General features: G+C 72.0%; 14 protein-coding genes. 6 read left to right on the top strand and 8 right to left on the bottom strand.

The features are described 5' to 3' along the window. Window positions 1-37: 37 nt before the first annotated feature. Both BGP73_RS19220 and BGP73_RS19215 read right to left on the bottom strand, forming a co-directional pair. On the bottom strand, window positions 38-730 hold the full coding sequence (locus BGP73_RS19220; protein WP_069816596.1) for an HAD family hydrolase: 693 nt from the start codon (window positions 728-730) through the stop codon (window positions 38-40). Window positions 731-985: 255 nt separating this feature from the next. Further along, window positions 986-1,870: a ScbA/BarX family gamma-butyrolactone biosynthesis protein gene (locus BGP73_RS19215; protein WP_244501268.1), complete on the bottom strand. Its 885-nt coding sequence runs from the start codon at window positions 1,868-1,870 to the stop codon at window positions 986-988. A gap of 373 nt (window positions 1,871-2,243) precedes the next feature. Here BGP73_RS19215 and BGP73_RS19210 point away from each other — a divergent pair, with 373 nt between their 5' ends. The 6 genes from BGP73_RS19210 (at window position 2,244) to BGP73_RS19185 (ending at window position 9,530) form a co-directional block, all read left to right on the top strand. Beyond that, window positions 2,244-2,939, top strand: a complete 696-nt coding sequence (locus tag BGP73_RS19210) for a ScbR family autoregulator-binding transcription factor (RefSeq protein WP_069816592.1) — start codon at window positions 2,244-2,246, stop codon at window positions 2,937-2,939. A gap of 136 nt (window positions 2,940-3,075) precedes the next feature. Further along, the gene (locus tag BGP73_RS19205) at window positions 3,076-3,516 is read left to right on the top strand and encodes an Lrp/AsnC family transcriptional regulator (RefSeq protein WP_069816590.1); all 441 of its coding nucleotides are present in this window, start codon (window positions 3,076-3,078) and stop codon (window positions 3,514-3,516) included. A 225-nt stretch (window positions 3,517-3,741) separates the two neighbouring features. Then, window positions 3,742-5,298: an amidohydrolase gene (locus BGP73_RS19200; protein ID WP_244501273.1), complete on the top strand. Its 1,557-nt coding sequence runs from the start codon at window positions 3,742-3,744 to the stop codon at window positions 5,296-5,298. 658 nt (window positions 5,299-5,956) lie between these two features. Then, the gene (lnt, locus tag BGP73_RS19195) at window positions 5,957-7,675 is read left to right on the top strand and encodes an apolipoprotein N-acyltransferase (RefSeq protein WP_079127680.1); all 1,719 of its coding nucleotides are present in this window, start codon (window positions 5,957-5,959) and stop codon (window positions 7,673-7,675) included. After that, window positions 7,672-8,466 (top strand): polyprenol monophosphomannose synthase, encoded by a 795-nt coding sequence (locus BGP73_RS19190; protein ID WP_069816586.1) that lies wholly within the window; start codon window positions 7,672-7,674, stop codon window positions 8,464-8,466. Before lnt ends, BGP73_RS19190 begins: the two co-directional genes overlap by 4 nt. Before the next feature lie 95 nt (window positions 8,467-8,561). After that, window positions 8,562-9,530, top strand: coding sequence for an LLM class F420-dependent oxidoreductase (locus tag BGP73_RS19185; protein ID WP_069816585.1), 969 nt, complete (start codon window positions 8,562-8,564; stop codon window positions 9,528-9,530). A gap of 140 nt (window positions 9,531-9,670) precedes the next feature. On the opposite strand, the gene BGP73_RS19180 is transcribed toward BGP73_RS19185, so the two are convergent. From BGP73_RS19180 to BGP73_RS23195, 6 genes are read right to left on the bottom strand one after another with little or no spacing between them, the layout of a single operon-like run. After that, window positions 9,671-11,512 carry a complex I subunit 5 family protein gene (locus BGP73_RS19180; protein WP_069816580.1) on the bottom strand — a complete coding sequence of 614 codons (1,842 nt, stop codon included), beginning with the start codon at window positions 11,510-11,512 and terminating at the stop codon, window positions 9,671-9,673. Between the two features lie 2 nt (window positions 11,513-11,514). Continuing rightward, window positions 11,515-11,859: a sodium:proton antiporter gene (locus BGP73_RS19175; protein WP_069816578.1), complete on the bottom strand. Its 345-nt coding sequence runs from the start codon at window positions 11,857-11,859 to the stop codon at window positions 11,515-11,517. Then, window positions 11,856-12,614, bottom strand: coding sequence for an MnhB domain-containing protein (locus BGP73_RS19170; protein ID WP_069816576.1), 759 nt, complete (start codon window positions 12,612-12,614; stop codon window positions 11,856-11,858). The genes BGP73_RS19175 and BGP73_RS19170 overlap by 4 nt, the downstream gene beginning before the upstream one ends. Then, window positions 12,611-12,925 carry a Na(+)/H(+) antiporter subunit B gene (locus BGP73_RS19165; protein ID WP_069816574.1) on the bottom strand — a complete coding sequence of 105 codons (315 nt, stop codon included), beginning with the start codon at window positions 12,923-12,925 and terminating at the stop codon, window positions 12,611-12,613. Before BGP73_RS19165 ends, BGP73_RS19170 begins: the two co-directional genes overlap by 4 nt. Further along, on the bottom strand, window positions 12,918-13,391 hold the full coding sequence (locus BGP73_RS19160) for a monovalent cation/H+ antiporter complex subunit F (RefSeq protein ID WP_069816572.1): 474 nt from the start codon (window positions 13,389-13,391) through the stop codon (window positions 12,918-12,920). The genes BGP73_RS19165 and BGP73_RS19160 overlap by 8 nt, the downstream gene beginning before the upstream one ends. Further along, window positions 13,388-13,552 (bottom strand): hypothetical protein, encoded by a 165-nt coding sequence (locus tag BGP73_RS23195; RefSeq protein ID WP_170837888.1) that lies wholly within the window; start codon window positions 13,550-13,552, stop codon window positions 13,388-13,390. The genes BGP73_RS19160 and BGP73_RS23195 overlap by 4 nt, the downstream gene beginning before the upstream one ends. Window positions 13,553-13,680 lie beyond the last annotated feature (128 nt).

Below are 13,680 nucleotides of genomic sequence, written 5' to 3'. Positions count from 1 at the left end.
CGCCCGGCGTCCGTCGTCCTCGACGGTCAGCGCCCGCTCAGCGGGCCACTTCCGGCAGGACGCGGCTCTTGGCCCAGGCGAGCAGCCGGGGGTCGTCGAGCGACGGAACCCAGAGGTCCACCAGGGCGAGGCTCTCCTCGTCCGGATGCGGACCGACCCCGAGGACCCGCATGCCCGCCCGGACGGCGGACCTGATCCCGCAGAGCGAGTCCTCGATCGCCAGGCAGTCCGTCGGCTCGGCGCCGGACTCCCGGACGGCGGTCAGGTAGACGTCGGGGTGGGGCTTGGGACGCACCCCGGTACCCGGCACCGAGATGTGGCCGAAGTACGGGAGCAGACCCGCCGTGTCCAGGCAGGTCTCCACGACGTCCCGCGGGCAGTTGCTGGCGACGGCCAGCGGCGCGAACTCGTGGGTGAGGGCGACGAACTCCGGTGCCCCCTGGGTGGTGACCGGGTTGTCGGCGACCAGGGCCCGGAAGCACCCGAGAAGCCGGCCGGTCATCTCCTCGGTCAGCTCTGGGCGGCCCGCGGTCTCCGCCAGCAGCCGCCCGCACTCGGTGTAGTGCATTCCCTTGGCGCGTTCGGCGAAATCCGCGTCCAGCGCCACCCCGTACCTGCGTAGTACGAGTTCCCGGGCCTCCTGCCAGTGGCGTTCGGTGTCCATCAGGGTGCCGTCGCAGTCGAAGACGACGGCGGTGGGTGTCCAGTTGAGGATTCGGTCTGCAGCCATTTTCGACCTTCTTCGATGGGTGTCTGTGAACTGCGGCGGGGCGCGCGGTTCCACGCAGCGTGAAGGAGCACACGGAAAGGGGTCGCTGTCGTGGGCGGCCGTACACCGCTTTTTCGACGTGGCGGTCCCACGGGTGGGGAGACCGCGATTCGACGTCCATCGGGAAGCTCCCGGTGGAACATAACGAACGCTACGTTAATTTCCGGGGAGCTTGGCAGTCAATTGGTCACTTAAAAGTGATTTCAAGTGAATTGACTATGAGTAGCGAAATACGCCCGCAGCCGTCGCGGTGCCGCCTTGGCGCAGTTTGAAAACACAGACTCGATTACGGAAAACGCATTCGACCTGTGCCGGCGGGGTCAACTCCGTGAATCGCTGGGCCCGGAGACGGCCGGAGACCGGGCGGAGCAGGGCGCCCTGGGTCCGCAGTGCCGCCGCCTGTCGGGCCGCTTCGAGCAGGGCCATGCCCGGTACGTGGTCGCTCGCGTGGTCGAAGAAGAAGGGGTGGCGCATATCGGCGGGACTCACCAGGAGGGCGAGGCGGTCCTCCCGGCCCTGCTGGAGCATGACGTCCAGTGGGGAGGCGAGGTCCAGCCCGGTCGGCGCCGGGCGGGTCAGCGCGTCCACCGGGTCCCGGGAGGAGGCGCCGGCGGTGTCGCTCAGCTGGAGGGCGGCGGTGCCGCGGAGGGCCGCGTAGCGCGCGGAGTCGACGATGCGGGCGCTTCCCTCCGCGATCGCGAAGACCCGGCCGCCGGTCAGGTAGCGCGAGCACATGCGCATGCCGGTCAGCGCCCCTGAACGGTCGGTGCGGACCTCGCTCACCGAGACCAGGCAGGTCACCTCGGTGGCCCCGTCCACGACCCGCGGCTCGGCCACCGGATCGGCCGCGAAGGACATGTTCTTGATGAGGAAGTGAGCCTGCGGATCCACGGGGTAGTAACGCAGGGGTATGTAGATCCCCAGCTGGCGCAGCGTCTCCAGGATGATCAGGGGGTGGTGCCGATCCCCTCGGCCCCGCGGAAAGGTGGGGTGGGACCTCGTCCACTGACCGGCGGCCTCGAAATTACCGTCGCCCAGCGAACGGACGTCCGTGAGCAGCACTTCGGCCACCGAGACCCGGTGGACCAGCTCCCGGGGCACCGTGCGTGACCAACTCAGCGGCCTTGACTCCCGAACCGGAACCGGGTGTGACCCGACATCGACGCTCATACATATCAGCAGATAACAAACCCGGCCGGAACGCACGTCAGGCGCCGCCCGGTCGGCCTCGGCGGCTTCCCGGTCGACCCGTCAGCGGCGGGTGGGCGCCCCTCGGGAACTGCCGACGGTAGCGGTCAGGAGCAGCCTGGTTCCGGCCAGAACCAGACATCGGACGCCGTCAATGGACATCATGAAGTCTCCTCCGAACGAGTTGGGAATGACGGCGTCCGCCGTAATCGGTGAAAAGGTACCCGGGGTGCCGCTAGGTTCCTCCGTCAGCCATGAAGACAAGAAGATTGTGGGTGGAACGTACGTGCAGAAGCGCGCGGAGGCGACCCGCAGGTCCATTCTCGAGGCCGCGGCGCATCTGTTCGATGATCGAGGATTCACCGAGACCAGCATCAGCGACATCAGTGAAATGTGCGGGCGCACCAGTGGTGCCATCTATTTCCACTACGGCAACAAAGAGAAACTGGCCCTCGCGGTGGTCCACGAGCACCTGGCCACCTGGCCCTCGCTCATCGCCAGGTACGCCAGCCCCGACCAGCCTGCCCTGGAAGGAGTGGTGCGGCTCAGCTTCGCCGTCGCCGCCACCTTCCGGGACGATGTGATCGTCCGGGCCGGGGCACGGCTGTGGGCCGAGCAGAAAGCCATCGACGCGACGCTCCCGGTGCCTTTCCTGGGCTGGATCCGCACCATGACGAGCCTGCTGTCCCGGGCGAGGGCCGAAGGCGATCTGGCACCCCACGTGGATCCGGCCGCGGCGGCCCACAGCGTCGTCTGCGCGTTCTTCGGGCTGCACACCATCGCCGATGCGCTGGACGGGCGGCAGATGATCGAGGAACGCCTCGTCGACCTCTGGCGCCTCCTCCTGCCCGCCCTGCAGACCGGTGTGGACCCGGTGGAGTTCCTGGAGCGCGCTCGGGAGCGCCCCCAGGCCGAACTCGTGCCCGCCCAACAGGACCCGCCGGATGTCCCTGCGAGGACGGAGCCCACACCCCTCCCCTGAGGAACGAGAGGCTTCCCCGAGGACCGAGGACCGAGGAACCGGGAGCGCCGCGGTCGGGGCGGGATTCCGGCCGACCGGCCCCGGCGCGGGTGGGCGCGTGCCCCCGGCGGCCCCGGGCACGGTAGGTTCTTGCGCTGTGGAGGAACTGGACCGGCAGATCGTGGAACTGCTCGTGGCGGATGGCCGCATGAGCTATACCGACCTGGGCAAGGCCACCGGCCTGTCCACCTCGGCGGTGCACCAACGCGTCCGCCGCCTGGAGCAGCGCGGGGTGATCCGGGGCTACGCGGCGATCGTCGACCCCGAAGCGGTGGGCCTGCCGCTGACGGCGTTCATCTCGGTGAAGCCCTTCGACCCGAGCGCCCCCGACGACATCGCCGAGCGGCTCGCCGAAGTGCCCGAGATCGAGGCCTGCCACAGTGTCGCGGGCGACGAGAACTACATCCTCAAGGTGCGGGTCGCCACGCCCCTGCAGTTGGAGAACCTGCTCTCCCGGCTCCGCAGCCTCGCCGGGGTCTCCACCCGCACCACCGTGGTCCTCTCCACGCCCTACGAGTCGCGCCCGCCGCGCATCTGACGCCCCCGCCCCGGCTCGGGCGGCCGAGGGCGTATGCCCACGAGCAACCATCCGAGAAGAGCGACGGCCGGGCCCGCACCACCGCTCGCCACGGCCGGCGCGCCACGACACCCGAGGCGGTCCGCAGTGCCCGACGACCACTCCACCCCCGACCGGGAGCTGCCCGGCACTCTGCTGCTGCGCGGCGGGGTGATCCACAACCCGGCCGACCCCTCGGCAACCGCCATGGTCGTCGACCGCGGCAGCATCGCCTGGGTGGGCTCCGAAGGCGCGGCGGACTCGTTCGCCGACGGGGTCGACGAAGTCCTCGACCTCGACGGAGCACTGGTCACCCCCGCCTTCACCGACGCCCATGTGCACACCACCGCGACCGGTCTCGCACTCACCGGACTGGACCTGTCCCGCTGCCGCTCCCTCGGCGAGGCGCTCACCGAGGTGCGGGCCCATGCCGCCGGACGCCCGGCCGACCGGATCCTGCTCGGACACGGCTGGGACGCCAGCCGCTGGCCGGAGCGGCGACCGCCGTCCAGGAGCGAACTCGAACAGGCGACCGGGGGGCGGCCGCTCTACCTGACCCGGGTGGACGTCCACTCGGCCGCGGTCACCGGCGCCCTCCTCGACCTCGTACCGGGCGCCACCCGGCTGCCCGGATACACGCCGGAGGCGCCTCTGACGGGCGCCGCCCACCACGCCGTGCGCCGCGCCGCCCTCGCCGCCGTCACGCCCGCCCAGCGCACCGAGGCGCAGCGCTCCGCACTCCGGCGCGCGGCCTCGCTCGGCGTCGGCGCCGTCCATGAGTGCGCCGGCCCGGACATCACCGACGAAGGCGACCTGGAGGCCCTGCTCGCCCTGTCCACGTCCCCCGACGGCCCGGGTCCCCGGGTCTTCGGCTACTGGGCGGAGGCGCTCACCGCGGCCCGCGAAGGGGAACGCGTCCGGCGGCTGGGGGCCGTAGGAGCCGCGGGGGACCTCTTCGTTGACGGTTCGCTCGGCTCGCACACCGCCCACCTCCACGAGCCCTACGCCGACGCACCGCACACCCGGGGCAGCGAACGGCTGACCGCCGCCGAGATCGCGGCCCATGTCACCGCCTGTACCGAGGCCGGCCTCCAGGCGGGCTTCCACGCCATCGGGGACGCGGCGCTCAGCGCGGTGGTCGACGGCGTCCGCCAGGCCGCGGAGAAGACCGGCCTGGCCAGGATCCGCGCCGCCCGGCACCGCATCGAGCACGCCGAGATGCTCAACGAGCGGACCGTGGCCGCCTTCGCTGAGCTCGGCCTCACCGCTTCGGTGCAGCCCGGCTTCGACGCCGCCTGGGGCGGGCCCGAGGGCATGTACGCCGAGCGCCTGGGAGTGGACCGGTCCGCGACCCTCAACCCTTACTCCGCGCTGCTGCGGGCAGGTGTCCCGCTCGCCTTCGGATCCGACAGCCCGGTCACCGACCTCGGGCCCTGGGAGGCCGTCCGCGCCGCCGCCTTCCACCGGACGCCGGAACACCGGATCTCCGTCCGCGCCGCCTTCACCGCCCACACCCGCGGCGGCTGGCGCGCGGCCGGACGCGACGACGCGGGCGTCCTGCTGCCGGGGGCCCCCGCGGACTTCGCCGTCTGGCAGACGGCGGAACTGGTCGTCCAGGTGCCGGACGAACGGGTGGCGGGCTGGTCCACCGACCCTCGGGCCGGTGTCCCCGGACTACCCGACCTCACGCCCGGGAAGGCCCTGCCGCGCTGCCTGCGGACGGTGGTGGGCGGACGTACGGTCTACGCACGGCCGAACGAGTGACGTAGCCGCCCGGTGACGCGTTGCGACGCGGCCCCCGTTCTCGCACTACCTGCGGGTCTTCCACGCTGACCTGCCGTGTCTCCGAAACGCCCCAGGTCGAACGACTGTTGACAGGGGGCGGTCGGCGGCCGGTAGGTTCGGCGAGTCCACCAAAGGACGTCCGACCGGGGAGATCTCCAGGAGTTCTTCGAACGCCGCTGGGCCATCGGTGGTGCGCCGAATCAGCGCGCCACCCCTGGGAGCCAGGTCCAGCGCCCGCGCACGGAGAGCCGGAGGGTTTCGACAGTCGGCAGGTGTGACCCGGGTGGGGCCCGGACGCTCAGTAGACAACGGCTTCTCGGTCGACCCGCAGCCAGCGGGTCCCAGGCCGGCCCGAAGGGCGCCGGGCCCGATCCGCAGACCTCAACCGACCGCGGTCTCAGCGGTTCCTCCGGCTGCCGGGCAGCGGGTCCGGGAGCCGGACAGCTCCGCTGGACCGGACCACCGGGCCGTGGACGGCCGCGGGCACCGGGCCCCGGACGGCCGTCGTGACGCGAGGTACCCTCGGGCCGAGGAGCGTCCCGCACCCGGCCGGATCAGCGACCGGCGCCCGCCCGCGCCGGCAGCCCCCGGAGATCGGGCGCCCTCCCGTACCGCACGACCCCAGGAAGGCCAGACCGTGCCCTCGGGCCCCATCCCCTCCGCCGCCTCCGCCAAGGGAGCCGAGCCCAGCCACGGCCCGGGGCACGCAGCCCGCTCGGGCGCCGGTGTCGCACCGGACGACCAGGCGAGGCCCGAGACGCCCCGGGACACGGGAGCGGGCCTGACGGGGCGGCTGCGCCGTCTGCTGTCGGCCGCCCGCGCCCAGGCCCCTCGAACGGCCCTCGCCGCCCTCGCCGGCGTCGGGCTCGCCCTTTCGTTCCCGCCCTACGACTGGTGGCCGCTGTCGATCCTCTCCGTCGCCGCGCTGAGCCTGCTGCTGCGCGGGCGCACCGCCGGGCAGGGCGCCTGGCTCGGACTCTCCTTCGGGCTGCCGTTCTTCTTCGTCCTGCTGCGCTGGCTCCATGTGATCGGCTACGACGCGGTCTTCGGGCTGGCCCTGGTCGAAGCGGTCTTCATCGCCGCGCTGGGCGCCGGTCTGGCACTGGTCGGCAGGCTCCCGCTGTGGCCGCTGTGGACCGCCTGCCTCTGGGTCGCCGAGGAGCTGGCCCGGGACCGGCTGCCCTTCGGCGGCTTCCCGTGGGGGCGCCTGGCCTTCGCGAACACCGGCTCCCCGTACACGCCGCTCGCCGCGCTGGGCGGTGCGCCGCTGGTCACCTTCGCCGTCGCGCTCAGCGGTGCGCTGCTCGCCGCCGCGGTGATCCTGCTGCACCCGCTGCGCGGTGGCGCCGGAGCGCTGCGAAAGGCCCTGCCGGGCGCGGGGGCCGCGGTCCTGGCCGGGGCCGTCACGGTCGCCGGCCAGGCGGTACCCGTGCCCACGGCGGCCGACGATACCGTCCAAGTCGCGGTGGTCCAGGGGGATGTCGAACAACCCGGCATGGATTTCCTGGGCCGCCCGATGAAGATCCTCAACAACCACGTCGAGGCCACCCTGGAACTGGCCGACGACGTACGGTCCGGACACGCCCCGCAGCCCGATCTGGTGATCTGGCCGGAGAACGCCTCGGACCTCGATCCCTTCCTCAACCCGGAGGCGTACGACCGGATCGAGCAGGCGGTCCGCGCCATCGGCGTCCCCCTCCTCGTCGGTGCACTCGTCAACCACCCCACCGAAGCCGGATACGTCGAGAACCAGGGCATCGTCTGGGATCCGCGGACCGGCCCGGGCGCCTCCTACACCAAGCAGCACCCCGTCCCGTTCGGTGAGTACGTCCCCTACCGCGAGCAGCTCAGCAAGGTCATCACCAGGCTGCAGCGGGTCCCGCGCGACTTCTACCCCGGTGACCGCAGCGGTGTGCTGCAGACCGGACCGGCGCGGCTGGGCGACGTCATCTGCTTCGAGGTCGCCTACGACGGGATCGTCCGCGACACCGTCAACGACGGTGCCCGGATGCTCGTCGTGCAGACCAACAACGCCACCTACGGCCGCACCGGACAGCCCGAACAGCAGCTCGCCATGTCGAGACTGCGCGCCGTGGAACACGGACGCTCGGTCGTCACCGCGGCCACCAGCGGCATCAGCGCCGTCGTGGGGCCGGACGGAACCGTCCGGCAGCGCACCGAGGAGTTCACCCGCGACGTACTGACCGCGAGCCTCCCGCTCCGTGACGACACGACGGTGGCCGACCGAGTCGGCGCCGTTCCGGAGTGGGTGCTCGCTATGGTTGGCCTTCTGGCTTGGGCCGCCGCGATCAGGCAGGGCCGGCAGGGACGTTCGGACGAGAAGGGTGAGCAGTGAACGAAGGTGTTGGGGCCGGGGAGGACGCCGCGGACCGGGGGAGGCGGTACGGCCCGCTGGGCAGGATCCTCGTGATCATCCCGACCTTCAACGAGGCCGAGAACGTCAAGGCGACCGTCGGTCGCGTCCGGGCGGCCGTCCCCGAGGCCCACGTGCTCATCGCCGACGACAACAGCCCGGACGGCACCGGGAAGCTCGCCGACGAACTCGCGGCCGAGGACGAGCGGGTGCGCGTGCTGCACCGCAAGGGGAAAGAGGGGCTGGGAGCGGCCTACCTCGCGGGATTCCGCTGGGGGATCGAACACGGCTACGACGTGCTGGTGGAGATGGACGCCGACGGCTCCCACCAGCCGGAGGAACTGCCGAGGCTCCTCACCGCGCTGGGCGGGGCCGACCTCGTGCTCGGCTCCCGGTGGGTGCCGGGTGGGCGGGTCGTCAACTGGCCGAAGTACCGCGAGATGCTCTCCCGTGGCGGCAGCACCTACTCGCGGTTCCTCCTGGGGGTGCCCATCCGGGACGTCACGGGCGGCTTCCGGGCCTTCCGCAGGAAGACCCTCGAAGGGCTGGACATGGCGGCGGTCGCCTCCCAGGGCTACTGCTTCCAGGTGGACCTGGCCTGGCGCGCGGTGAAGGCCGGGTTCCACGTCGTCGAGGTGCCCATCACCTTCGTCGATCGGGAACACGGCAGCAGCAAGATGAGCCGGGACATCGTGGCCGAGGCGCTGTGGCGGGTGACCGCCTGGGGCGTCGGCTCCCGGGTCGACCGGCTCCTCGGCCGGCCCAGGCGCTGACGGTTTCGGCCGGTGTCCTTTCGGACGCCCCTCCCGCTCCCGGCACCGGCCACCGCTCCGGGTTTCCTGCCTGACAAGCAGGGCAATCGGGATTCATGGTGAAAATCGGCTACACCATGATGACGGAGCAGGCCGGCCCGCGGGATCTCGTCGACCACCTGGTCGGCGCCGAAGCGGCGGGCTTCGACTTCTCGGTCACCTCCGACCACTACTTCCCGTGGCTGGCCTCCCAGGGCCACGCCCCGTACGCCTGGGCGGTCCTCGGTGCCGCGGCACAGGCGACCTCCAGCATCCCGCTGATGACCTACGTCACCTGCCCGACGATGCGGTACCACCCGACCGTCGTCGCCCAGAAGGCCGCAACCCTGCAACTCCTCTCCGGCGGCCGTTTCCGGCTCGGGCTGGGTGCGGGGGAGAACCTCAACGAGCACGTCATCGGCGGGGGCTGGCCACCGGCCGACGTACGCCACGAGATGCTCGACGAGGCGGTCCGGATCATCCGGGCGCTCTTCGAGGGCGGCTACGTCAACCACCACGGGGAGCACTACGACGTGGAGTCCGCCAAGCTCTGGGACCTCCCGGATACGCCCCCGCCGATCGGTATCGCGGTCTCCGGCGAGCAGTCCTGCGAACTCGCCGGACGCTACGCCGACCTCCTCATCGCCACCGAGCCGAAACCGGCGCTGCTGGAGTCCTTCGACCGGTACGGCGGAGCGGGAAAGCCCCGCGTCGGACAGCTCCCCGTCTGCTACGACGAGGACCGGGAGGCCGCGGTGCGCCGCGCCCACGACCAGTTCCGCTGGTTCGCCGGCGGCTGGAAGGTCAACTCCGAACTCCCCGGCCCGACCTCCTTCGAGGGCGCCACGCAGTTCGTCCGGCCGGAGGACGTGGCCGAGACGATCCCCTGTGGTGACGAGGTCTCCGAGTTCGTCGAGGCGGTCAGGCTCTACGTGGAGGCCGGCTTCACGGAGATCGCCCTCGTCCAGGTGGGCGGCGAGAGCCAACCGGCCTTCCTAGAGTGGGCTGGCGGCACGCTCCTGCCCGCCCTCCGGAACGCCTACTGAACTGGTCGCGTACATCCGTCCGGGGCACCACGCGTCGATCTCCATCGCGCGCTCTCTCGGCCTGAGCGCCTCCGACACGGTGGTCGACGGAGAGGTCCGCTGGAGCGACTCGGGCGGCCGGCCCGGTGGACGGTCCGGCCTCACCCCAGTATCCCCGGCGCAGTGAGCAGGGCCAGCAACGCCACCCCCGCCATGGTCCAGGCGACGTAGTCGCCGATGTGGCCCGACTGGAACCGGCGCAGCCGCGCGATCGGCCGCGAGGGCGGGGCGTCGGGGGAACGTCGGACGGCGAGTACCGCCAAGGAGACGGCGAGCGCCGCGGACAGCACCCCGAGGCCCAGGCCCGACCCCGTCCAGGACGGGGACCGGAAGACCACCGGGGGTGCGTCCACGCCGTCCAGCACCGCCGCCAGGTAGGCCCCGCGGTCGGTCATCAGCGCGGCGCCGTGCCCGGCGGCCCGGGCCACCGCGGGCACCACCCCGACCGCCAGTGCCCCGGCCAGCAGGGTGGCGGGCACCGCGAGCATCGGCAGCGGCAGTCGGACGAGTCTGCCCTGCGTCTCGGGCTCCTCACCGCCGCCACTGGTCTCGCCCTCCCCGCTCCGGGCCCGCTCGGTGTCCGCCGGCGGGTGCCCCATACCGAGGCAGACCCGCAGTCCGGCGCGGAGCGCCGCCCCGCCGGTCACCGCCGACACCAGCACGAAGACCACCGGCGTCCAGGGGGCCGTCACGGCCGCCGCCGCCTCGGCGGTGGCCTTGCCGAGCCCGGGACCGAACGGCGGCGCTCCGGCCAGGGCGAGCCCGGCCAGCAGGAACACCGCGCTGAAGACCTTGAACTCCCGGGCTCTCCCGTGGAGTTCGTGCTCGTCCACCGAGGCGTACCGGTCCAGCAGGATCCCGGTGCAGGCGAACAGCGCCGCCTTCACGCCCGCGTGACCGAGTACGTACAGGGCGGATCCCGCGGTGCCCTCGGGCCCGGGCACCGCCACGCCGATCAGGAACAGTCCGACATGGGCGACCGTGGAGAAAGCCAGCAGCCGTTTGAGATGGCGCTGCTGCCAGCACATCACCGCTCCCAGCAGCGCCGTCAGGACCCCGACGACCAGCAGGGCGTCGGTGAAACTCTGCTGCGGCACGCCCCCGGGACCGGCGAAGACCGTCCAGTACACCCGCGTCACCCCGTAGACGCCCAGCTCCACCATGATCCCGGACAGCAGTAGGCAGACCGGGGTCGGTGCCACCGCGTGGGCGTCCGGCAGCCAGAGGTGGAACGGTACGGCCGCCGCCTTCACCAGCAGCCCGGTCGAGACCAGGACGAAGGCGGCGAGCACCAGGGCGGTCGGTCCGCCGCCGTCCAGCTGCCGGCCGATCTGCGCCAAACCCAGCTCACCGGTCCTGGCGTACAGCAGAGTGATACCGAGCAGGAGGCAGTAGCCGCCCAGCGAGTTGACCACGCCGAAGGCCAGCGCCCCGTGGACCGGCCTCGGTTCCTCGACCCGGAAACCGGTCAGCGCGTAGGCCACCGCGCCCATCAACTCGAAGAAGACGAAGGCGTTGAAGAGGTCGCCGGTGAGCGTGAAACCGCACAGGGCCGCCTGGAAGAGCAGGATCAGCGCCGGGAACGCTCCCGTCTGGTGGCGCTGCGGTGCCTCGAAGTACCGCCACGAGTAGACGAGCACGGCGACGACCAGCAGCGAGGCCGTGGCCGCAAGACCGGCACCGAGCGGATCGGCGACGAGTACGATCCCGACTCCGTGGCCGTCCTGCCCCGGACGCCAACCGGCCACCCACTCCACGGAGTAGGCCGCCGCACCGGTCACCCGCCGCAGCACGGTGATCGCCAGCAGGCTGCCCGCGACCGCGAACACACAGCTCACCAGGGAGGCGGCGGCCCGGGGCAACCGGCTGCCGACGGCCACCAGGAAAGCCGCGCCGAGCAGTGGCACGGCGACCACCAGCGGCAGCAGTCTCGCGGTGTCCACCCTCAGCCCTTCAGTTCCGACAACTCGTCGGGGTCGATGGTTCCGTGGCGTTTCCGCAGTTGCAGGACGAGGGAGAGCAGGAGGGCGGTCACGGTCGCACCGACCACGATGTCGGTGAGGGCCAGCGCCTGCACGACCGGATCGACCACCCGCCGGTCGGTCGGGACGTCGGAGAACACCGGTGCCGTGCCGCCGCTCCGGAACCCCACGGCGAGCAGCAGGACATAGGTCGACGACTGGGTGACGGCGAGACAGCCCACCGCGTGGATGAGGTTCCGGCTGGACACCATCCCGTACACGCCGACCAGGAAGATCCAACCTGCGACCAGGTAGGGGAAGACGGTCAAGGCCGCTCCGTTCCCCGGAGTGCCCCGTCCCCGTCCTCGATCTCCACCGCCTGGTCCAGGAATCCCGCCAGCAGGACCACGATCCCGCAGGCGACCTCCATGCCGACCGCGGTGTTGAGCACGACGACCGAACCGCCCGAGGCGAGGGTGTTGAAGGTGCCCAGCGGCAGAGCGTTCGTCAGGAACGCCGCACCGCCCGCCATCGCGGCCAACCCGGTGATCACATAGCCGGCCTCACCGAGGGCGTCCCCCAGCCGGTACAGCCCGAGTGGCCGGATGTGCTCGAGCGCCCGGTAGTCCACGGCCACGTACAACAGGTGCAGGGCGGTCGCCACCACGATCCCGCCCTGGAAACCGCCGCCGGGGGAGAGATGGCCGTGCGCCACGATGTACAGGCCGACGACCAGTGTGAGCGGCAGCATCAGCGCCCCGAACCACCTGATCCGACGGGAGACCCGGGCCGGTTCCGGGGGCGTACGCCGTTCGTCACGTGTCTGCCGTAGCAGGACCACCGTCCCGAGGACGGCGGAGAAGAGGATCGACTGCTCACCCAACGTGTCCAGGGCGCGCTGGTCGAAGTTGACGGAGGCGATGGCGTTGGCCGTGTGCTGCCGGAGCGCGGCGGCGACCGACCGGTCTCCGTAGGGGTGGTGTTCCCCGCCGAAGGGCGGCAGCGCGAAGCTGCCCAGCACGAAGACGACCGCGAACACGGCGGCTCCGGCGAGAAAGAGCCGGAGCCTCCCCCGCCGGCTCACTCCGCCTCGCCCCGGCCGTGCACCTGCCCGTCCGGCGGACCGGACGCGCCGGTGTCCCGACCACGGCCTCCCCGAGGCGCCAGCCGCACCTTCCGTACCGTCAGCAGGATCATCAGAGGAGTCACCGCCGAGCCGACGGCCAACTGGGACAGGGCCACGTCCGGGGCCTGGAGGAAGGTGAACAGCAGCGCCAGGGAGAGGCCGAGGGAGGAGAGCACCAGCGCCTGCCTGACCGGATCGCGGTTGAGGACGGCGGCCGTGGCCGTGCCGGCGACCATCACCAGCGCCAGGGTGATGAGGACGTCATCCACCGCCTGCCGCCCCCACCCCGCCTCGGCTGCCCCGTTGGGCGGACACCGCGGCTCGCGTCCCGGTGCTGGTCACCACACTGCCGGCGATCAGCAACCCGCCGATCAGCAGCAACTTCACCAGGGCCCGTCCCGGCCCGGTGGCGAACCCCAGGGCGAGCAGCGTCGCCGGTACCGCCGACCAGGCCACCCGGGAGACCAGGGCCGAGCGGGGCAGTCCGCCGAGGAAGCGTGAGTAGACCAGTGTGCCGGCCGGTCCCAGCACGGCGAGCAGCAGCGCCAGGTCGGTGTACGCGGGCCTCTGGAACCCCTGGCCGGCGAGGAGGAGGACGAGACCCCCCAGCAGGGTGGTGAGGTTCTGGGCGACCAGGCGCTCCCTCGGCGCGGCCACGGCCATCCGCCACAACACCGGGAGCAGCGCCAACAGCCCCGCCAGGGCGGCGACCAGCCAACCGTCGGAAGGGCTCACCGGTGCGTCACCGCCCGTCGCGCGGCCCGCGCAGCCACGGAGCAGAGCAGCGCCACCGAGCCGCCCACGACGATCTCCAGGGGCTCCACCCTGGAGATGAGCACCAGCCAGAGCCCGGTCAGCAGGGTCCACCACACCAGCACTTCCAACAGCCCGGCCATTCCGGACACCTCCGTCGCCGCGCGTCCCTGCGAGCGTAGGGGCTGCCCGGCCCGGAAGCCGGGATCCACGCCAGCGTCGCGCCGGTACGTCATCAGTGCGGCGGCCAGCGGCGAGTCGCCCATCGCCC

The organism is Streptomyces sp. TP-A0874, assembly GCF_001748085.1.
Lineage (GTDB): Bacteria > Actinomycetota > Actinomycetes > Streptomycetales > Streptomycetaceae > Streptomyces.
This window is presented reverse-complemented; position numbering and strand designations above follow the sequence as displayed.

Coding starts and splice junctions, on each gene's coding strand:
- BGP73_RS19220 (WP_069816596.1), bottom strand. CDS start 730: ATGGCTGCAGACCGAATCCTCAACTGGACACCCACCGCCGTCGTCTTC.
- BGP73_RS19200 (WP_244501273.1), top strand. CDS start 3,742: ATGGTCGTCGACCGCGGCAGCATCGCCTGGGTGGGCTCCGAAGGCGCG.
- BGP73_RS19185 (WP_069816585.1), top strand. CDS start 8,562: ATGGTGAAAATCGGCTACACCATGATGACGGAGCAGGCCGGCCCGCGG.
- BGP73_RS23195 (WP_170837888.1), bottom strand. CDS start 13,552: ATGGCCGGGCTGTTGGAAGTGCTGGTGTGGTGGACCCTGCTGACCGGG.